The 20,620-nt window shown below is 51.6% G+C and carries 18 protein-coding genes and 1 tRNA gene; 14 read left to right on the plus strand and 5 right to left on the minus strand.

The genetic code is table 11. From position 1 onward, the window contains the following. Nucleotides 1–217: 217 nt before the first annotated feature. The 3 genes from FD23_RS03290 to FD23_RS03300 form a co-directional block, all read right to left on the minus strand. The gene (locus tag FD23_RS03290) at nucleotides 218–2,239 is read right to left on the minus strand and encodes a KUP/HAK/KT family potassium transporter (protein WP_025896423.1); all 2,022 of its coding nucleotides are present in this window, start codon (nucleotides 2,237–2,239) and stop codon (nucleotides 218–220) included. A gap of 150 nt (nucleotides 2,240–2,389) precedes the next feature. Then, the gene (locus FD23_RS03295) at nucleotides 2,390–2,803 is read right to left on the minus strand and encodes a hypothetical protein (protein ID WP_003614494.1); all 414 of its coding nucleotides are present in this window, start codon (nucleotides 2,801–2,803) and stop codon (nucleotides 2,390–2,392) included. A 116-nt stretch (nucleotides 2,804–2,919) separates the two neighbouring features. Then, nucleotides 2,920–3,867: a YfgM family protein gene (locus FD23_RS03300; RefSeq protein ID WP_025896424.1), complete on the minus strand. Its 948-nt coding sequence runs from the start codon at nucleotides 3,865–3,867 to the stop codon at nucleotides 2,920–2,922. Nucleotides 3,868–4,082: 215 nt separating this feature from the next. On the opposite strand from FD23_RS03300, the gene FD23_RS03305 reads away from it, so the two are divergent. The 5 genes from FD23_RS03305 (at nucleotide 4,083) to FD23_RS03325 (ending at nucleotide 9,684) form a co-directional block, all read left to right on the plus strand. Continuing rightward, entirely contained in the window at nucleotides 4,083–4,292 is a 210-nt protein-coding gene (locus FD23_RS03305) for a DUF1659 domain-containing protein (RefSeq protein ID WP_025896426.1), read from the plus strand. 59 nt (nucleotides 4,293–4,351) lie between these two features. Next, entirely contained in the window at nucleotides 4,352–4,588 is a 237-nt protein-coding gene (locus FD23_RS03310) for a DUF2922 domain-containing protein (protein ID WP_025896428.1), read from the plus strand. Nucleotides 4,589–4,888: 300 nt separating this feature from the next. Beyond that, nucleotides 4,889–6,091 carry a glucosaminidase domain-containing protein gene (locus FD23_RS03315; protein ID WP_025895954.1) on the plus strand — a complete coding sequence of 401 codons (1,203 nt, stop codon included), beginning with the start codon at nucleotides 4,889–4,891 and terminating at the stop codon, nucleotides 6,089–6,091. 20 nt (nucleotides 6,092–6,111) lie between these two features. Next, nucleotides 6,112–7,734 (plus strand): SLAP domain-containing protein, encoded by a 1,623-nt coding sequence (locus tag FD23_RS03320; protein WP_025895953.1) that lies wholly within the window; start codon nucleotides 6,112–6,114, stop codon nucleotides 7,732–7,734. Nucleotides 7,735–7,845: 111 nt separating this feature from the next. Beyond that, nucleotides 7,846–9,684, plus strand: a complete 1,839-nt coding sequence (locus tag FD23_RS03325) for a monovalent cation:proton antiporter family protein (RefSeq protein WP_052933532.1) — start codon at nucleotides 7,846–7,848, stop codon at nucleotides 9,682–9,684. A 113-nt stretch (nucleotides 9,685–9,797) separates the two neighbouring features. Here the strand turns inward: FD23_RS03325 and FD23_RS03330 are convergent, their stop codons facing one another. Both FD23_RS03330 and FD23_RS03335 read right to left on the minus strand, forming a co-directional pair. Next, nucleotides 9,798–10,763: a Gfo/Idh/MocA family protein gene (locus FD23_RS03330; RefSeq protein WP_013439021.1), complete on the minus strand. Its 966-nt coding sequence runs from the start codon at nucleotides 10,761–10,763 to the stop codon at nucleotides 9,798–9,800. Between the two features lie 46 nt (nucleotides 10,764–10,809). Beyond that, complete coding sequence (locus FD23_RS03335) at nucleotides 10,810–11,559, minus strand: hypothetical protein (protein WP_025895952.1); 750 nt, start codon at nucleotides 11,557–11,559, stop codon at nucleotides 10,810–10,812. Between the two features lie 163 nt (nucleotides 11,560–11,722). On the opposite strand from FD23_RS03335, the gene FD23_RS03340 reads away from it, so the two are divergent. The 9 genes from FD23_RS03340 (at nucleotide 11,723) to FD23_RS03375 (ending at nucleotide 20,448) form a co-directional block, all read left to right on the plus strand. After that, nucleotides 11,723–12,412, plus strand: a complete 690-nt coding sequence (locus tag FD23_RS03340) for a 2,3-diphosphoglycerate-dependent phosphoglycerate mutase (RefSeq protein WP_002877893.1) — start codon at nucleotides 11,723–11,725, stop codon at nucleotides 12,410–12,412. A gap of 250 nt (nucleotides 12,413–12,662) precedes the next feature. Further along, complete coding sequence (locus FD23_RS03345) at nucleotides 12,663–13,946, plus strand: LCP family glycopolymer transferase (protein WP_025895950.1); 1,284 nt, start codon at nucleotides 12,663–12,665, stop codon at nucleotides 13,944–13,946. A 2-nt stretch (nucleotides 13,947–13,948) separates the two neighbouring features. Next, a complete protein-coding gene (locus tag FD23_RS03350; protein ID WP_025895948.1) occupies nucleotides 13,949–14,566 on the plus strand; it encodes a glycerol-3-phosphate acyltransferase in 618 nt (205 codons plus the stop codon). 78 nt (nucleotides 14,567–14,644) lie between these two features. Then, nucleotides 14,645–17,641 (plus strand): LTA synthase family protein, encoded by a 2,997-nt coding sequence (locus FD23_RS03355; protein WP_052933533.1) that lies wholly within the window; start codon nucleotides 14,645–14,647, stop codon nucleotides 17,639–17,641. A gap of 151 nt (nucleotides 17,642–17,792) precedes the next feature. Next, the gene (locus tag FD23_RS10265) at nucleotides 17,793–18,161 is read left to right on the plus strand and encodes an acyltransferase (RefSeq protein ID WP_230844781.1); all 369 of its coding nucleotides are present in this window, start codon (nucleotides 17,793–17,795) and stop codon (nucleotides 18,159–18,161) included. A gap of 9 nt (nucleotides 18,162–18,170) precedes the next feature. Beyond that, nucleotides 18,171–18,437 (plus strand): hypothetical protein, encoded by a 267-nt coding sequence (locus tag FD23_RS10270; protein ID WP_230844782.1) that lies wholly within the window; start codon nucleotides 18,171–18,173, stop codon nucleotides 18,435–18,437. 149 nt (nucleotides 18,438–18,586) lie between these two features. Further along, on the plus strand, nucleotides 18,587–18,808 hold the full coding sequence (locus FD23_RS10275; RefSeq protein WP_230844783.1) for a hypothetical protein: 222 nt from the start codon (nucleotides 18,587–18,589) through the stop codon (nucleotides 18,806–18,808). Between the two features lie 207 nt (nucleotides 18,809–19,015). After that, the gene (tyrS, locus tag FD23_RS03370; RefSeq protein ID WP_025895947.1) at nucleotides 19,016–20,281 is read left to right on the plus strand and encodes a tyrosine--tRNA ligase; all 1,266 of its coding nucleotides are present in this window, start codon (nucleotides 19,016–19,018) and stop codon (nucleotides 20,279–20,281) included. Nucleotides 20,282–20,375: 94 nt separating this feature from the next. Continuing rightward, nucleotides 20,376–20,448, plus strand: a tRNA-Thr gene (locus FD23_RS03375). Nucleotides 20,449–20,620: the final 172 nt, after the last annotated feature.

Consider the following 20,620-nt stretch of genomic DNA (forward strand, 5'->3'; position numbering starts at 1 on the left):
TAATTCCTATAGGAGAAGCAATTTCTTGCTTCTGACTATGGTTATATAATAACGGCCCTTTGTAAAAAAGCTGTGATCAATCTGCTTTGCTTCAATGAAAAAAAGTTTGTAATTTTTTAGAGTATTTAAGACTTTCTAAGAGCAAAAACGGCAAGCATTCAATCGCTTGCCGTTTCTTTATTTGCTAATTACTTCTTTTTGTCCTTTTGCTTCTTGTCTAGCAAGGTGTCTTGCCGTAGTCAACCGGAGCAACCCGCTTGATTCTTGCAGGCTCTTGCTTACCAAGGATCAAAGGCACGCGTTCGATGACCGTGTCCGCGAATTCCAGGCCGAACCATTGAGCCGGGTTAGGTGACAGGTTCTGCAGCTGGACGCGGGCCTTGACCAGCCACTTCTTGTAAGAAGACAGGGTGGTCGAAGGTGAGATGACGTCGTTGACGATGACGAACTTGAAGTCGCCGACGTCCCGGCCAGGAGTAGTCGTGTATTCCTGCGGCTGGGGCTCGATCGTGTTGTCCTTGATCAAGTCGTGGACGATCTGGCGCACGTAGACGTTGACGCTAGTCTGCTTCTTGAAACCAAGGTAGAGCTGGATGTTGATCACGTTCTTGGTGCCAAAAGTGTTTACCGCGTATTCAGCGGTAAACGGCTCGTTGGTCACGTTGACCGTGACGAACCAGTAAGCCCGGGCCCGCTTAGGCCGCTTGTCCAGGATTGAGTAGAGGACTTCCCGCTTGATGAACTTGTTGTACTTGACGTTGGCCATGTAAACCAGGTTGTCAGCGTAGGTCGGGTAGTTGTCGTCGTGGCTGAGGTTGGTCAGCATGTCCGTGTATTCATCCAAGCGGACATAGGCATTGCCGGCTTCGTTTTGGTCCCGGACCTTGTTGCCGAAGTACCAAACGACCATGACGGAAATGATCAAGAGGGTGATGAACAGTGATACGTAACCGCCGTGGGCGAACTTGCTCAGACTGGACCCCATGAAGAGGATGTTGATAGTACCGAAGAAGATCACGAAGAGTAGGTTGGCCGGGTTGTGGCCCTGCTTGAGCAACATCCATTCATAGCGCAGGATGGTGGTCATCAGCATGGTAATGGTGATGGACAGACCGTAGGCTGCTTCCATGTGGGCTGAGGTTCTGAAGAAGAGAACCAGGGCGATGGTGGTAATGCCCAGCATTTTGTTAACGGCCGGGATGTAGATCTGCCCTCTTTCATCAGATGGGTAGAGGATATTCATCCGCGGCAGGAACTTCAGGTTGATGGATTCAGCCACCAGGGTGAAGGAACCCGAGATCAAGGCCTGGGAAGCGATGATCGCTGCCAGGGTAGCCAGAACGATTGACGCCAGCCGGATGTTTTCCGGAATCATGGCGTAGAAGGGGTTGATTTCAGTGGCTGAGTGCAGGTTGGTGTTGTTTAAGATCCAAACCCCTTGTCCTAAGTAGTTCAGGGAGAGGCAGACGAAAACAAATGGCCAGGAGCCGAGGATGTTCCCCTTGCCGACGTGGCCGACGTCGGCGTAAAGGGCTTCAGCCCCCGTGGTGGCCAGGAAGATGGACCCTAAGATCGCTAAGCCCGCCTTGTTGTAAGGACTAAAGAGCACTTTGATCGCGTAGTAAGGGTTCAAGGCCTGCAGGATCCACCAGTTGCCTCCGATGTTGATCAAGCCCATGACGCCCAGGAAGGCGAACCAGACAAGCATGACTGGACCGAAAGCCTTTCCGATGATTCTGGTCCCCATCCGCTGGATGGAGAAAAGCACTAGCAAAATAATGATAGTAATGACCAGGACCGTGGTCTGGTTGCTGATCGGGACGTTGCCCTTGCCGAATTCCAGCCCCTTCAGCCCTTCAATGGCAGAGGTAACCGTCACGGCCGGGGTCAGAGTCCCGTCGGCCAGGATAGCGGCTCCGCCGATCAGGGCTGGCCAGACCAGCCAGGCAGCCTTATGTCTGATCAAGGTGTAAAGGGCGAGGATACCACCTTCGCCGTGGTTGGTTGCCCTCAAGGCGATAATCACGTTCTGCACCGTCGTGAGCAAGGTAACGGTCCACAGGATCGCGGAAATGGTTCCGATGATCAAGTCCCGGCTGACCGTATTGAGCCCGCCGTTGCCGTCGATTACGGATTTCATGACATACAGGGGACTGGTCCCGATGTCGCCGTAGACAATCCCAATCGCGATCAAGAGGCCGGAGGCCGTCATGCGATTGAGTTTATTTTCTACTTCCATAGCACTTATATACTCCTCAAACTAAAAAGTTTGTGATACACAAAAACAACTGTAAAGCTTTTGTTTAGATTTAACAGGTAAAAAAGAGAATGCCAAGAGACATTCTCTTTACTGTAATTTTCTTATATTTGGAGTAAAGTTTCAAGCCCTTTAGGACAAACTGCTTTCAATCTTCGCGCGAACGCCTTCGTACCAGTTGCTCCAGTCTTCGTAAGTAGTCATCGCTTCCGGGTCAACGCCGGTTTCTGCGGTCATCTTGTCGAGGATGGCTTGGAAATTGTGGGCGTGGTCGATCAGCACATGCTTGACCAGGTTCTTGCGGGAGAATGGCTGGTTGAGCAGGAGGTAGTGGTTGATGTTGACCATGTTGTGGTCTTCGTCAAATTCACTGATGATTTCCAGGTCGTCGCGTTCGAAAGAAGAAACGTAGAAGTTGGCGAAGTTGACCAGGTAAGCCGGCTGGTCGGCAACTTCGCGTGCTGGCATGGTTACGCGCTCTGGTTCAGGCATCACGATCTTGAACATGTCTTCATTGCTGCGGATTTTCTTTTCTTCTTCTGCCAAAGTTGTAGCTCCTTTTTAAATAAAAGTCTATAAAGTCAATAGTAATTTTAACGGCTTTAAGTCCAGAAAGCAAGCGCCAGGCCCCCATAAATCAAGGCCTGGCGCTGATTTATTTCTTATTTGCCCGACTTTAGGTAGCCCTCGACGTCATCCTTGGTGATGGAGTCGATGGTGGTGTGGCCCTGCTGGTAGGCGTAGTTGAACAGGTTGATCAGGTCCTGCGGGCTCCAGCCTGCAGTGCTTTCGCCCAGGTTGTCAAGATGGGTGCGGATCTGCTGGACGTCCCGGCTGGTCACGGTGCTGCCGCCGACCTTGTCATTGTTGCTGGTCCAGGACCCTTCAGCCTGGTTGCTGGAAGAGCTGGCTGAGCTGGAAGCGGCAGAAGATGAGTTGGAACTGGATTCCTTGCTGCTGGACTTGCTGGAAGAGTCTGAAGAGGATGAGCTGGAGCTTTCAGAACTGGAGCTGGAGTCTTCCTGCTTGCTCTTGGCTTCCTTGAGCAGGTCCTTGACATTAGACCGGACCTTGGCGTAGTAAGCCCCGTTGATGTAAGGCAGGTCTAAGATGTTGCTGTAGGTGGAAGCGGCGCTGTCGTAGTCGCCGTCTTCCATGGCCTTGGCTGCCTTGTTTAAGAGCGGCTTGATTTCACTGTCGTAGTTGTCCTTGACGGCCTTGAGCTGTTTAACCAGCTTTTTGGCCTGGCTGGTCATGACACTGTAGCCGCCATTTTGCTCCTGGGCCTTTTGGGCCAGGTTCAAGGCGCTGGCGTACTTGACGGTCGTCTTGGCCAGTTTCACGGAGTCGGCTAGGTTTTCGGCCTGGGCCTGGTAGTTTTTGGATTGGGCAGTTGCCTTAGCCTGGTAGGCCTGGTCAAATTCGTCAGCGGCCTGGCTGTACTTCTTGGCTTTTACGGCCTCTTTGCCGGCCTGCATGTGGCTGGAGTAGCTGGAACTTGCTGTCTGCTCCTGGCTCTGCTTTTGCTGGCTGGAGTAGAAGTAGGCGCCAGCCCCGCCCAAGGCAAGTACGGCCACCACAACGATGGACCAGATAGTCGATTTTTTCATAAATAACCTCCTCGTTAATCTCCCCCAATTATATCAGATCAGCCATCTGCTTTAGGCAGCCAGTCCAACTTGTAATTGTTCCTTAACAAAAAGTGGCCGACATTTGCTTCTTGAAACGTTAGTATCAGTGCAGGCCCAAGGCGCCGGGGCCGGCCGGAGCGAAGCCCGTTGCTTCGCGGCAAGATTGATTTTTTTACAGAAACAGGAGAGAAAAAATGAACTTCACTTTAGCTGACCAAAGCATTCAATACACCTTCAAGGCCGAAAAGTATGACAAGGGGCAGATGCAGCGCAGCCTGCAAAACGTCAAGCTGGGTGCCAGCCCGGAAAGCCTGGTCAAGGTGGGCCAGGCCATCAGCAAGCTGCAAGGCGATGAACTGGCTGCCTTGACCCTGGTCCAAAAGCACAATTTGACCTTGGACTAACTCTTTGACGCGGAAACTTCAGATAAAGAATTTTTGAGTAAGAAACAGGAGAAAAAATTATGACTACGACTACCGAATTGCAATTAACCTTTAAGTCCAGTGCCAGCAAAAAGAAGAGCCTGAACCTGCCATACGCGGTCAAGGGCTTGAGCGCGGACGTGGTCCGGGAGGCCGCGGCCGCCATCGCCGGCGAGGGCGTGTTCGTCAAGGAAGGGGAGGTCCTCTATGCTGAGCCGCTGGCTGCAAACTATATTGAACGTACTGTTACGGGTGTGTTTGACGATAGTAATCATTAGACAGATCTGGCCGCTTTAGCCGGATGCGAAATTTATACCCAAGAGGCGGCCTGGCCGCCTCTTTTCTTTTTATGTTTTATGCAGCTTTGCCCCTGCCTTTTGGTATTTTCTTTCTTAGCTTGGAAAGGGGGAAAAAGCAGTTTTTTCTATAAAAATTGTAATTGCTTAAGGAAATTGTTACTTTTACTTTACAGAATACGAGTTCGATTGTAACTAGAGCGCTGAGCACATACAATAGAGGTTACGATTGAATTATTAGGAGGAAATTGAGGTTACGATTGAATTATTAGGAGGAAATTAATGAAGAGAAGATTTTTGACTGGACTTGCTACCGCAGCGATGCTGACTTCCGTCGCCGTTCCAGTGACCAACAACATGTTTCTCTCAAATCAGGCAGTTGAGGCATCAGCTACCAGCGATGACTTTTTAAGCAAGGTCAGCCTGCAGGCGCAGAAGACGTCCAAGAAGTACGGCGTCTACGCCTCTTTGATGCTGGCTCAGGCCGCCTTGGAATCTGGCTGGGGTACCTCAACTCTGTCTACCCAGGCCAACAACTTCTTTGGGATGAAGGCTACTGGCTGGACCGGGGCAACCTATAGCGTCAAGACGGCCGAACAGGACGGAAATGGCAAGACCTACTATATTGTGGCGCCATTTAGAAAATACATCAGCTGCCAGGATTCTTTTGACGACTACGGCTTGAAGATGCGGACGACCTTGGACAATTACGGCGGTTTGCGCTACAGCAAGACCTGGCTGGAAAATGCCTCAAGTCCTTCAGCTGCCGCCAAGGCCATCAAGGCATCCGGCTACGCGACTGACAAGAATTACGCGTCTAAGCTGATCAACCATATCACGAGCTACAACTTGACCAAGTATGATCCGGTTTACAGCAGTGATGTATATACGGTCAAGGTGGCCAAGTCTGGCGCGACCTACCTTTACCCGACTGACCATGCGGTTTCACCGAAGCGGTCTTACGTTACGGCGGGCAAAGACGTGACGGTTACCAAGACCTTTACTTACTACAATGGCAAAAAGCGGATGTACCTCAAGGGCTTGGGCTGGATCAATGGGGAAGACTTAAACACTGGCAGCTCCCAAGCACCAAGCGCGGACACCAACGCGACTGTTTCCGGACAGATGAAGATCTTGATGCACTCAGCCGCAATTTACACCAGTACCGGGGCTAAGAGCAGCGCCAAGAGCGTGAAAGCTGGCAAGAGCATGATGACTTACGGGTCAGTCACGATCAATGGGGCCAAGTACTACCGGGTTAACTCAGCCAGCGCTGACCAGTTTATCAAGGCCAGCAACTTTGACGGCTCCCCCCGCAAGCTCAAGCACAATGCCTACCTTTACAACAGCAAAGGCAAGCGGGTTGGCAAGAGCAAGTGGCTCAAGGGCAGCAGCCACACCGTTTATGGCGGCAGCGTGAAGATCAAGCACAAGCAGTACTACATCGTTGGCCTTAACCAGTATGTCAAGAAGGGCAACTTTTAAAAAGACAGGGAAGAAACTGAATGAGATTTAACAAAATTTTGACGGTAGCAGCCGTGGCCAGCCTTGGCCTGACGTTTGTTTTCAGCCAAGGGAAGGCCGCGGAGGCCTCAATCAACAGTGAAGCCAAGACCAAGACTTACAGCGGTACCAAGTCCCTGGAGACCCTGCTTAAAGCCGCGGGGCTGACTTACAACCAATTCAACAGCGTGGCTAATGGCAACAAGTACGGCAGCCGTTTTGGCTACCGCAATGGGGTTGGCAAGCCTGAAGGGGTGGTCGTGCACGAAACGGCGACCCCAGGTGCCACGGCCTGGGATGAAGGCCGCTATTTCAACAACAATTGGATGACGGACTACACCTATGTTCACGCCGTGGTCGACAATAACCAGACCATCCAGCTGATGTCAACTGACTATGGGGTCTGGGGCGCTGGCCCAATTGCCAACGTCCGCTACATTCAAGTTGAGCTTTGCGAAGTTTCGACCCGGTCCCAGTTCGTGCAAAGCGTGGCTAACGATGCCTACTATATCGCCAGCCTTTTGCACAGCTACAATTTGACTCCTTCCCGGGCCAGCCAGGATGGGTCAGGGACAATCTGGTCCCACAATGAAGTCTCCCATTACCTGGGCGGGACTGACCACGGGGACCCAGACGGCTACTTTGCTAAATGGGGCTACTCCATGAGTGACTTCTACAGCTTGATCAGTTACTTCTACAACAAGCAGGGAGCAAGTACCGGCACCAACACTGGCAACACTAATACTGGCTTTGGTTCAAATACTGGGAATACCAATACTGGCAGCAATACCAGTTCAAGCACTGATAGTTCCAGCAATAGTTCCAGCCAAGCTCCAGCTACCCAGCCGGTAACGACCAAGAAGCTGCGTTTGATGCGGAATGCCTACAGCTATGATGTCTCCGGCAAGAAGCTGGCAGTCAAGGCTTTGAAGGCCGGGCAATACCTCAAGGTCTACGGGTCAGCTGTAACGATTGGAAGCAGCAAGTACTACAAGTACGCTGATGGCAAGTATGTCAAGGCTGGCAACATTGATGGGACCAGTCGGACTTTGACTGGCAATTCCTGGACCTACACTATTTCCGGCAGCCGGGAATGGTCCACGGCTAAGCTCTTAAAGGGGAGCAAGGTCACGACCTACGGCAGCCAGGTTAAGATCAAGGGCAAGGCCTACTACATGACTGGCTTTACCAGCAATAACGTGGCCAAGTATGTCAAGGCAGTCAATTTCCAGCCTAAGCCAGTGGAAGTCAGAACGAGCAAGCGCTTGATGCGGAATTCTTACAGTTACAGCGCTGCTGGCAAAAAGTTGCCAGACAGCATGCTGAAGGCTGGGCAATACCTCAAGGTCTACGGGTCAGCTGTAACGATTGGCAAGGCCAAGTACTACAAGTACGCTAATGGCAAGTATGTCAAGGCTGGCAATATCGACGGGACCAGCCGGCCTTTGAAGCACAATGCTTACGTCTACACGGTCAAGGGGACCCGGAACTGGAGTGAAGCCAAGCGCCTGAAGGGCAGCACGATTACTACTTACGGCAGCCGGGTCAAGCTGGCTGGCAAGTACTACTACATGGTCGGCTTCTCCGGCCAGACCGCCCTGTACCTCAAGGCTGGCAACTTTTAATTGAAGACAAGAAACGGATTTGGGCCTGGCCCAGGTCCGTTTTTTCTTACTAATTTGCGGGCTTACTGTATAATTAGAAAAACTGTAATTAGTGAGGAGATACTTTTTAGCATGGAAGGACTATCACTGTTTTTAACGGTCTTCTTGGCCTTGGTGATTCCGATCGTCATGGCCCGCTTGCGGGTGACCACGGTGCCGACCGCCGTGGCCGAGATCATCGTCGGGATCTTGATGGGCAAGAGCTGTTTGAACCTGATTACCCAGACTTCCCAGCTGACTTTTTTGTCCAACCTGGGGGTCATCGTCTTGATGTTTTTGTCAGGGATGGAAATCGATTTTGACTTGCTGAGCCCGAAAAAGCACACCCGAGCCAGGAAGTCAGAGAGCGGCAAGCAGGTCAAGCCCATGGTCGTGGCTGCCTTCGCCTTTGGCGGGGTAGCGATGGCCTCAGTTTTGCTGGCTTTGGGGATGAAGGCCCTGGGTCTCTTTAACGACGTGACCCTGGCTTCGATCATCTTTATGACCGTGGCCTTAGGCGTGGTCATCGCTACCTTAAAGGAAAAAGAAATCCTGGGCCGGCCGATCGGGCAGACGATCTTGCTGACGGCGGTCATGGGGGAAGTTATTCCCTTGCTGCTTTTGACCATCTATTCCACCGTTAACGGCGGGGATGCCCGCAAGCTCTGGCTGATCATCCTCTTGTTTGTGGCCGCGATTATTCTTCTGCGCCGCTTTAAGCGGCCTTACCTGTGGTTTGCCAAGGTGACCAAGGCCACAACCCAGTTGGACGTCCGCCTGGCCTTCTTCCTGATTTTTGCCCTGGTGACGGTGGCAGAGCAGGTTGGGGCGGAAAACATCCTGGGGGCCTTTTTGGCCGGGGTGGTCATGAAGCTGCTGGAGCCAACCCAGGCGACCAAGGACAAGCTGACTTCCATCGGCTACGGCTTCTTTATCCCGATCTTCTTCATCCGGACCGGGGTCAACCTCAACTTGAAGCTGCTCTTCGCCAACCCGCAAGCCTTGATGCTGCTGCCGGTTTTGGTCATCTGCTTCTTCTTAGCCAAGCTGCCGGTTACTTTGACCTACATGCGGGCCTTTAACAAGCGGAACGCTTTTGCCGGGGGCTTCTTAACGGCAACGACGATCACGATCGTTCTGCCGACCTTGCAGGTAGCCCGGAAGCTCAACGCCATCACGGCGACTCAGTCCAGTGCCTTCATTTTGGCGGCGGTCATCGTCTGCATCGCCTGCCCGATCGTCTTCAACTCAACTTTTGCCTTGACGCCGGAAGACAAGATCAAGGAAAAGGTCGTGATCTTCGGCCTCAATGCCGTGACCATGACCGTCTACCAGGACCTGCACGACTCCTGGTATTCAGTTCAGGTTCTGACCTGCCGGAAGGAAAAATACGACACCTACAAGAGCAAGGTCAAGAATTTGAAGCTTTTGCCTGACCGGAAGCTGGATACTTTAGAAGCAGCCGGGGCCTTTGACACCGATATCTTCGTGGCCACCTTCACTGACGACCAGGCCAATTTGGAAGTGGGCCGGGCAGCCAAGCAGGCCGGAGTCAAGCGGGTCATCGTCAGCCAGGGCAAGGTCGTGGCTGATACGGTCGACCAGCTCAGAGAGGAAGGCATCGAGCTTTTTGCCTTCAACAACCTGCATGGGGCCATGCTCCGGGCCTTGATTGAATCACCAGCCGTCTACCGGATCATCACGGACACCAACAATGCCCTGTACGACGTGGTAGTCAGAAACTCGGCCTACACCGGCCGTCAGCTGATGGACTGGGACTTCGTCGACCAGATCACCGTTTCCCGGATCCGGCGGGGGGACAAGTGGATTTCCCCGCACGGGTCAACCGTGATCGAGCCGGGCGACGAACTGATCTACAGCGGTCCTTGGCGGGAAGCCGACCGGATTCACCAGCTTTTGAGCCGGGAATAGAAAACGACTATATCAAAAAAACGCTCTGCCAGCCGGCAAAGCGATTTTTCTTGTTTATTTCCCCCTAGTTCTTTAATTCTTTATTTTTCTGTTTTACTTTTTCTGCTTTTTCCTTAAGGCATGCAGTCCCTGGCTGCTTCCAGGACGGCGATGACCTGCAGGCTGTGGGCAAAGGCCCGGTCAGCAGCGGTTTTGTCCTTTTGGTCAAAGATCCGGATGAATTCAGTGAATTCCGGGATCATCCGGTGCAGGTCTGGGTCAAAGCTCTTGGCGGTCTGCCCGTCTGCCGTTTCCAGCCGGTAGCTTCTGATGTCACCCGGGCTGCCAATAAAGCTGATCGCCCCTTTTTCCCCGGCGATGAGAGAGGGGTTGTGGGCAAAGGCCTGGGAGTCCTTGGCCGCGGTCAAGCTGGCCTGTTTGTCGTCATAAGCCAGGACTAAAACGCCGGAAGTGTCGACGCCCTTTTGCAGGTTAGGGAAGTAATGGACGTCCAAAGGCGCCCCAAATAGGCTGACGGCTAAGTGGATGTTGTAGACGTTCAAGTCCAAGAGGGCTCCGCCGCCCAGACGGGGGTTGAAGGCCGGGGCGATGTCGCCGGCCAGGAAGCGGTCGTAGCGTGAAGAGTACTGGGTGTAGTTGAGGCTGACCACGTGAACCGGGCCTAAAAGCTGCAAGTCACTGGCCAAGGACTTAAAGGCTGGCAGGTAGCGGTTGGTGATGGCCTCGGTAATGAGGCAGCCCTTCTGGTCGGCCAGCTGCTTGAGCTCTAAGGCTTCTTCAGTCGTGAAGACGAAGGGCTTTTCACAGATCACGTTCTTGCCGGCTGCCAAAGAGTCCAGGCACATTTGGTAGTGCATGGAGGAAGGGGTGGCCACGTAAACCGTGTCAACTTGGTCGTCTTTGAGCATTTCCAGGTAGTCGTCGTAGACCCGGCTGATGCCGTATTGGTCAGCCAGTTCCTGGCCGGTGGCTGCTGACCGCTTGGTCGTGGCGATAGCAGCTAATTTTAAGCCGGGCAGGGGAAGGGCAGTGAGGAAGTCTCTAACGATCTTGCCGCTGCCGATAATACCGAGTTGCATTTTTTTGCCTCCTTATTTGTACCTTACATTTTGTATTTTCTGTTTTCTATTTATTCAGCCGGCTGACGTCGACGGAATTTTTGCTGACCGTCTTGGGGATGGCCAGCTTTTTCTGCTGGTTGACCTTGAGCATGGACAGCTTGGTTGAGCTGGTTTGCCCCTTGACCTTGTACTTGGCATAGATGGCCAGGCCGGTCAGCTGCTTTTTCTGGCTGAAGTCGATGGTCATCTTGATCTGCTGGAGCTTAGCCTTGGCCATTTGTCTGTCGCTAGACAGGCTGGCCAGGCCGTTGGTTTCCGTGATCTCTTGCCAGAGGCGCTGGCTCTTGCCCGTGTAGCTGAGCCGCCAGCCATTTTTTGTCCGGCTGACGGAAAAAAGCTTGGCGCTCTTTTGGCTGAGGGTCAGGGTGTCCATGTCCTTGACCAGCTGCTGGAAGTGGGAGATGGTCGTGAACTGGCTGAGCTTGGCCTTGTACCAGGCTTCCTGCTGGTCTTTATAGTATTTGACGTAGGCATAGCGCTGGCCCACCCACATCTTGACGTTCTGGTCCCCGCTCTGGGTTAAGTCCGCCTGCATGACGAAGGGAGACCGCTGGTAGTTGATCTGGCCGTAAAAACGGACTGGTTTATTTCCCGTGTAATAATGTTCGTCGATCTTCAGCTGGAAGTTAGCAATCTTGCTCTGCTGGGCCTTTTTGACCAGGCTCTGGGGGCTGGGTTTGGCGCAGGCTGTTAAAAAGAGGCTGGCCAGGGCCAGAAGGGTGAGCAGGTGAATTTTCTTTTTCTTTGACGGCATAGTATGAATCACATCCTTATTCTTCAATTCTAACAAATCACTGACTAATTGTGAGCGATTCCAGTCAGAAAAAGTGCTTTTTTTGCCTTTAGGACTTTGAAAAGGCCGCGAGAGGCCGTATAATAATTAGTGAAACGTTTAATTTGCTAAAGGAGATTTTTTAATGTCTAAATTAGTTTTAATCCGTCACGGTCAAAGTGAATGGAACCTTTCAAACCAATTCACTGGTTGGGTTGACGTTAACTTGTCAGACAAGGGTGTTGAAGAAGCTAAGAAGGCTGGTCGTTTGATCAAGGAAGCCGGCTTGGAATTTGATCAAGCTTACACTTCAGTTTTGACCCGTGCGATCAAGACTTTGCACTTTGCTTTGGAAGAAAGCGGCCAACTCTGGGTTCCAGAAACTAAGTCCTGGAGACTGAACGAACGTCACTACGGCGCTTTGCAAGGCTTGAACAAGGCTGAAACTGCTGAAAAGTACGGCGACGAACAAGTTCACATTTGGCGTCGTTCATACGACGTTTTGCCACCAGTTTTGGCTGACGACTCAGAATTCAGCCAAGCTAACGACCGTCGTTACGCAAACTTGGACCCACACATCGTTCCTAAGGCAGAAAACCTGAAGGTTACTCTGGACAGAGTTATGCCATTCTGGGAAGACCACATTGCTCCAGACCTTTTGGCTGGCAAGAACGTGATCATCGCTGCTCATGGTAACTCACTGCGTGCCTTGACTAAGTACATCGAAAACATCTCTGACGAAGACATCATGGATGTTGAAATGAAGACTGGTGAACCAGTCGTTTACACTTTCGACGACAAGTTGAACGTTGTAAGCAAGGAAAAGCTGGACTAAGTCCTCTTTCCCTAATTAAAGCGAAGCTCCGGCTTCGCTTTTTTGTTGGACTGATTAAGGATTGACAGATGGCTTGCTAAGATGATAGCTTAGATAGGAAAGTTGTGCACAGGGATACTTACGGGAAAATATCGCGTACCCGTTTTGACTGCTTTTTACAATTTCAATAAGAAAAGGCCGCAGGCAAAAGTTGGCGGTGCTTTTTTGCTATAATACAGACTAATGTCATTTTTTAAGTAGGTATCAATTTATGAAGAAAGAAGACAAGCTGGGCATTCCTGAGACCAGGCAGCATGCTAGAAAGCGCAAGCAGAAGCAGATCCGCAACTGGATCATCGGCATTTTGGCGGTTGTCTGCGCCATTGCGGCCGGAGTGGGCCTGTATGCCGCCCATTTGTACAAGACGGCTGAGCAGGCGGCCAACAAGGCTTATGACTCAGAAAACGCGGTTAAGACGACCTATGGCGAATTCAACGGCAAGAAGCCTTTTGCCGTCATGCTCTTAGGGACCGACACCGGGGCCTTGGACAGAACGGAAAAGCGCGGCAATACTGACACGATCATCGTCGTCGTGGTCAATCCGAAGAAGAAGAACTACACGATGATCTCGATTCCGCGGGACACCATGGCTGACATGGTTGGCGATGATTCAAACGACGTGCAGAAGATCAACGCGGCCTATTCGATCGGCGGAGCCAAGATGGCCATGAAGACTGTCTCTAACCTCTTGAACATTCCGGTCAAGTACTACGCCTTGGTCAACATGGGCGGGCTGATGAAGCTGGTCGATTATGTCGGCGGGATTTACGTGACGCCGCCTCTGACCTTTACCTACAGCGGCTTTCCTTTCAAGAAGCGGGTCCGCCAGCACTTAAACGGGCAGGCGGCTCTGGCTTACAGCCGGATGCGCTATGATGACCCGCAAGGTGACTACGGCCGGCAAAAGCGGCAAAGAGAAGTCATCACCAAGCTGGTCCAGAAGCTGGCCACGGCAGACTCACTGATGAACTTCAGCAAGATCGCCAATAACCTGTCATCAAACGTGAAGACCAACTTAAGCTTCCAGGCTTTGAAGTCGATCTTGGCCAACTACTCAGACTGCACTTCTTCCAGCGACAGCGACTACCTGCACGGCTACAGTGCTTATGTTAACGACGCTGCCTACCAAATTGCGCCAACCAGTGAACTGCAGCGGATTTCCAACAAGATCAGAAAGCTGCTGGGCTTGAAGACAGCGACCGTCTCCAACCGGGAAACCGAGCTGAATACCTTAAACGAGACCGCCGGCTTTAAGTTTGGCAGCGGTGAGACCCAGAACTACACGATCTATGATCCGGGCACGACGGCTGACAGCGTCAAGAGCGGCAAGAAAAGTTCAAAGTCCAGCTCCAGCTCTAAATCCAGCAGCCAGGCTTCCAGCAGTACAGATTACTCTGGCAATACTGCTTATTCTGGCAGCACAAATTACGATACGACTTATAGCTACAGTTATAATTACAACTACAATACCAATCCGTTTTCAGGGGGCTATTAAAGGTGCTTAGCAAATTTTTGGCAGTAATTATCGGCTATTTGTTTGGCAACTTCATCAGCGCCATGTTCGTGGGCAAGTACTACCTGCACAAGGATCCGACCAAGTACGGGTCAGGCAACCCGGGTACGGCCAACATGGGGGCGGTTTTCGGCAAGAAGGCGGGGATTCTGACCTGCATCGGCGACTTGCTTAAGACCCTGCTGGCCATTTGTCTGGTCTATGCCATCTACCACCAGCACTTGCTCACGGCTTATACGGGCCTGGGCGTGGTCTTAGGCCACTGCTTCCCGGTCTTTAACCACTTTAAAGGGGGCAAGGCGGTGGCCGTGACGGCCATGGTTACGGTTCTCTACGACTGGCGGGCGGGGCTTATTACTCTTTTAATAGCCTTGGTCTTGACCGCAATCATGCAGAACCTGACTATCCCGCCTTTGGTTTTCATGCTGTCTTTCAGTATTTGCCAGCTGAACAAGTCGCTTGAACCTGGCCTGGTCTTCTTGATCATGACGGCGGTCATGGCCTTCAAGTTCCGCTACGATATACGGGATTTTTTCACGGGCCATGGCAAGCGGGTCGATATTTTATATACGATCAAGAAGAAGTTGGGAATATTGAAATAATTTCTTGGTCTTTTTTTAAGAAAAACTGAGTATAATGGATAATGAATTTGCAAAAGAAAGAGAATAATTCCGATATTGATGAGTGAACAAACACAATCCAGAAAAATTCATAACCTGCTGAAGTACGGCTTCCTGCTGTTGGTAGCTCTGGTGCTTTTGCTGCAAATGTTTAATTTCAAGAGCAGCATGCTGAAAAGCTCAATTACCTACCTGCGCCACCTGCCACCAATCGTGGAAAGCGCGACCTATTGGTTTATTCCAATGGTCTTCGGGGCCGTTTACAGCAAGCGCAAGCTGCGCTTTAACGAAGGCTTTAGGGCCTGGGCTATCATGGAAGTAACCCTCTTGGCCTACTATATTGTCTTCTTTATCTCCAAGCCATGGCACTTAAATGCCTGGCGCTTCTGGGGTATCCTCTTCCCGATTCTGACCTCGACTTCCGTCTTGATGACGGGCCTAGTCTTCGGCCTGCTGGTGCAGCCGGTCATTTATGACTGGCAGGAGAAGTTCAGCAAGAAGCAGAGCTTGATCATTTTGATCGCCTTGACCTTGTTGGGCTTTACCCTGTCAGCCGGGACTTACGAGATGAACTACTCCATCTATGGTCTCTACCTGGCTCTGCCATTTGCCTGGGGGATGTTCTTAGGGAAGGTTGACTTTTCCATCAAGCAAACGGCCATCTTTATTGTGGCCGGTATCCTTTCCCTTGGCCTGGTAATCGTCGGGGTAGCCGGCTTTAACGCCGTTTACTGGTCACAGATCATGTCCTGGCGGGCCAACCCGTCATCATGGAACTACCAGTTCCTGCTCAACGTGACCTCACCCTTCATCTTTATTATTGCCTTGGCCGCTTTCGCTTTTGCCCGGCCGGCCATCAAGGCTTTGGAAGCAAAGGACCTGGACTTCCTGGTTCCGCTGATCATCTTCATGCAGGCACCAGATGCCAACTCCTTTATGTCTTCCTTTAAGTACGGTACCGGCAGCCGGCAATTGAACCGGATGATCACGATTTTGATCATGCTGGTCATTGCTATTGCCTGGCACTGGCTGATTGAACGCTACTTGTGGCGCTTCAAGCCAGTTAAGCGGATCAACCGCTTCTTGTATGAAAGCAAGAGCTTCGGGGCAGTGGCTGAAGAGGCATTTAACCGTCTGTGGGGCTGGATGAAGCACCACCGGACTAACCTTTTGACTTGGACCTTCTTCTTTATCCTGTCCTTTGCTTCCTTCTTGGTTGAATCCGACAATATGCGGATCCAGATCACGACTGCTTCCAACGTCAACGCCGTAGTCTGGCTGGTTGGCACCAAGCTGGGGGCCTTGATTTTGACGACAATCTTTATCGACGCCTTCTTCACCATCCTTTACTTCGTCACGACCAGATACTGGGTTTCCCTCATCACGACTTCCACGGTTGTGATCGCCTGGGCGGTTGCCAACAAGATCAAGCTTGACCTGCGGGGCGAGCCAATCTACCCAAGTGAACTGTCTGAAGTAACCAACGCTGACAGTTTGCTGAGCATGATCGGGGGGCAGAAGACCTTGATCATGATCCTGCTGGCTTTGGCTGCCGTTATTGCCTTGATGGTCTTCTGCGAAGTTAAGTTCAAGGTCAAGAAGCGCGGCAACTGGAAGCGGCGGGGGATGTGGGCCCTGGCCAGCCTGGCCCTCTTCATGACGCCGAAGTGGTTTAACCACCAAGGCTCAGCTATTTACCGCTTGAACCGGGCCTTTGACAACAATCAGTCCTTCCGGAACCCGGAAAGAGATATTCAGGTTAACGGGCCAATTTTGAACTTCCTCAACTACATCGACTTGCAGATCATGGACAAGCCAAGCAACTACTCCAAGAGCCAGATTCAGAAGCTCTATGAGAAATACCAAAAGGTGGCTGACCAGATCAACAAGACCCGGACTAACGATTTGTCCAAGCAGACCGTGATCTTTAACTTGAGTGAAAGTTTCATCGATCCATATACCTTCCCGACGATCAAGTTCGCCAAGGGGACCAAGGATCCGATTCCTTACATCCACTCACTGAAGAAGACGACCACTTACGGCAGCATGCTTAGTGCCGGCTACGGTGGTGGTACGGCTAACATGGAATGGGAATCACTGACTGGCTTTAACATGGGCTCCTTCAACACAACTTTGACTCCTTACGTCCAAGTCGTGCCACAGTACCAGTACTACCCAACCATTGGGGCCAACTCCAACTACTCTTCAGCAGTTCACCCATTCATCGGGACTTACTACTCAAGAATTGAAGACTACAAGCGCTTCAAGTTCAACAAGTTTGTTTACCTTGGTTCCAAGTACAAGATCGTGGACCAAAAGAAGCTGGGGACCAGTTCCTACAACTCCGACTTCACGACTTACGCCAACGGCTTGCGGCAGATCAATTCCCGCAAGGGCGGCCAGTTCATCAACCTGATTTCTATTCAGAACCACATGCCGTACAACAACTGGTACCCGAAGAACTACTATGCCGGCAAGATTTCCGGTGATCTTTTTGACGACGGCAGCATCAGAACGCAAGTGGCGACCTACATCATGGGGACCCACTACACTGACCAGGCGGTCAAGAAGTTCATCAAGCAGATTGACAAGATCAAGAAGCCAATTACCCTGGTCTTCTACGGTGACCACTACCCGTCAATCGTTTCCCAGTCATACACGTCTAAGTATCCGGTCCAAATGCACTCGACCCGCTACTTCATCTACTCCAACAAGTACGCCCGTCAGCACGGGGCTAAGGCTAAACTGACTTCCAAGACCAACTACGTCAACACCAGTGACTTCATCGCCATGATGCTGGAACAAACCAACAGCAAGGTTACGGCTTACCAGGCACTTTTAACTGAAGTGCACAAGAAGCTGCCAGCCTTGACGATCAGCTACAGCGATGACACCGGCTTTACTCTGGTTGACCAGAAGGGCAAGGAAGTTGACCCGAAGACCTTGACCAGCTCACAACAAGCCCTGCTCAAGGACTACGAAATGATCCAATACGACATGACGGCTGGTCCAGCCTATGCCTTGAAGATCAAGGGTTTCTACACCATGAAGAAATAATTTGATTTATTGCAATAAAAGGGACTAAGGAGGATTAGTCCCTTTTTTTGTCTTTTGAAATAAAAAAAGGGGGCAATGATGGCTCATAAGCAGCGCGTCGCCTATCTCGATTACCTCCGCCTTGTGGCAATCTTGGGGGTAATCACTATCCATGTGGCCCTTCTACCGGCAGGATTACGCGAGCTTAAACTGGCAGATCCTCAGCTTCTGGGACAGCTTGAGCCGCTTTTGCGTGCCGGTTTTTATCGTGATTTCCGGGGCTGTTTTTCTGAATCCGGATTTTGACTTGAGCTGGGAAAAGCTTTTTAAAAAACACCTGCGCCGGATCGTAGTCAGCTGCTTAATCTGGCAGCTGATTTATTGTGGCTGGTACTATTTCGCCAAGGGGGGCGACCTGGTGACCGTGTCTAAGTTCCTGATCGGCAGCTATGACCACCTGTGGTATCTGCCGATGATTGCCGGCCTTTACCTGGTGACGCCGCTTTTGCGGCCGCTGGCCAGAAGACGGCAGCTGCTCTAATACTACCTCTTGCTGGCCCTGCTCTTTGCCTGGCTTTTGCCGACCGGCCTGGACTTAATCCGCCTTTGGCCAAACCCGCCCAAGCATATGGCTGACGCGCTTGCCGCTTTTAAGCGCCTGCTGGGCAAGCTGGACCTGCAAACGGTAATGGGCTTTGGGGGCTACTACATGGCTGGCTACTACTTTAGCCAGGCCCACATGAGCAAGCGCAACCTGTATTTTGTCCAGGCCCTGGGCCTGCTGGGGGCTGGAGCGACAATCGGCTTGTCTGGCTGACAGCGAAGGCCGGCCATTTACGCCTGACCTTGTACAGCTATAATTCCTTTTTTGTCCTGCTGGAGAGCAGCGAGGTTTTTCTCAGCCTGCAGATGCTCAAGCCCCGGCTTTGGTCAGAAGAAGTTTTAGGGGAATTGGCCGGGTCTGTCATGGGCATTTACCTGCTGCACCCGTTATTGATTTACTACTGGAGTAAGACGCCGGTCTGGCAGCTGGCGGCAAGTAATTCTGCCTGGCTTGGTAATTTTGATTTTTGCCAGCAGTCTGGCTATCGTCTGGCTCTTGCGCAGGAGCAGATTTTTGGCCCGCTGGCTTTTATAGGCTTGACCCTAAGGCGAATTCATGTTATTTTTATAAAAACGCAACAATGAAGTAGCTGCTTGGTTCAGCGTTCAGAGAACTAGCGGTTGGTGCGAGCTAGACAGGCCAGGCAGACGAAATACAGCGCGGGGAAGGAGAACCCCGTTAAGAAGCTCCCAAGAGGCACTTTGTGCGAACGTGGGTGGTACCACGGCTAAGACAGAATTTAGTCGTCCCTGGATCTTTTGATCTGGGGACTTTTTTATTTGGAGGCAGAAATGGCTAATTTTGACATTTTGGAAGATTTGAAATGGCGCGGCGCCATCAACCAGGAAACTGACGAGGAAGGCTTGCGGCATTACCTGGCCAAGCATGACGACCTGGCCCTTTACTGCGGGACTGACCCGACGGGTGACTCCCTGCACATCGGTCACTTGATTCCCTTCATGGTCTTGAAGAGATTCCAGCTGGCCGGCTACAAGCCAGTCATCGTTATCGGCGGGGGCACGGGGTCAATCGGTGACCCATCCGGCCGGTCAACTGAACGGGTCCTGCAGTCTGAAGAAACGATCAAGCACAATGAAGAAGCTTTGACGGCGCAGATGGTGAAGCTTTTTGGCACGGAAAACTTCCGCATTGTCAACAACCGTGACTGGCTGGGCAAGATGACCCTGCTGGAATTCCTCCGGGACTACGGCAAGCTCTTCCAGGTCAACAACATGCTGAACAAGGAAGTCGTGGCCAGCCGGCTGGAAAACGGGATCTCTTTCACTGAATTCTCCTACCAAATCCTGCAAGCCATCGACTTTTACATCCTGAACCGGGACCATGGCGTCCAGATGCAGATTGGCGGGGCTGACCAATGGGGCAACATCACGGCCGGGATCGACTTGATCCACCGCCTGGAAGGGGCAGACCGGCCAGCCTTTGGTTTGACCATCCCATTGATGCTGAAGGCCGATGGGACCAAGTTCGGCAAGTCCGCCGGCGGTGCTGTCTGGCTGGACCCGGAAAAGACCAGTCCTTACGAATTCTACCAATTCTGGATCAACCAGGACGACCGAGACGTGATCAAGTACCTCAAGTACTTCACCTTCCTCAACCACGAAGAAATCGACGCCTTGGAAGAAAAGGTCAAGACTGAACCTTGGAAGCGGGAAGCCCAAAAGCGCCTGGCTGAAGAAGTAACCAAGTTCGTTCACGGCGAAGAAGGCCTGAAGGAAGCCCAAACTGTCACTGAGGCCCTCTTCTCCGGCAACGTGAAGGACTTGACCACCAAGCAGGTAGAAATCGCCCTGGCCAAGGCGCCAAGCGCTGAGAGCGGGGCAGAAAAGAAGAACCTGGTTGACTTCCTGGTTGACACCAAGATTGAATCATCCAAGCGGCAGGCACGAGAAGACGTTAACAACGGCGCCATCTATGTCAACGGCGACCGGATCCAGGACACCGACTTTGAAGTTGACCCGGCGGCTGCTTTTGACGGCAAGTTCGTCATCATCCGTAAGGGCAAGAAGAAGTACACCCTGGTGCACATCAAGGGATAAAAAAGATTTTTAGAAAGTTTCCAGTTGGAAACTTTCTTTTTTGTTTACTTTTTATCCTTTTGCCGAAAAGAAGACGGCGTGTTACAATTAAGGCGCTGCTATAGCTCAGGAGGTAGAGCACCGCCGTGGTAAGGAGGAGGTCGCCAGTTCAAATCTGGCTAGCAGCTTAAAAAAGCAACTAATTGATCAGTAAAAGTGATAAAAATATTTGTGTGTCTGTTCCCAATCCTACTATACTAAGGATTATTAGTTAATATCTAAACTTCCCACACCAAAAAGAACTATGAAGCCTTGAAAACTCAATAGTTTAGCCAGTAAATATTCAATTAAGCTGCTAGT

Source organism: Lactobacillus delbrueckii subsp. delbrueckii DSM 20074 = JCM 1012, assembly GCF_001433875.1.
GTDB lineage: Bacteria > Bacillota > Bacilli > Lactobacillales > Lactobacillaceae > Lactobacillus > Lactobacillus delbrueckii.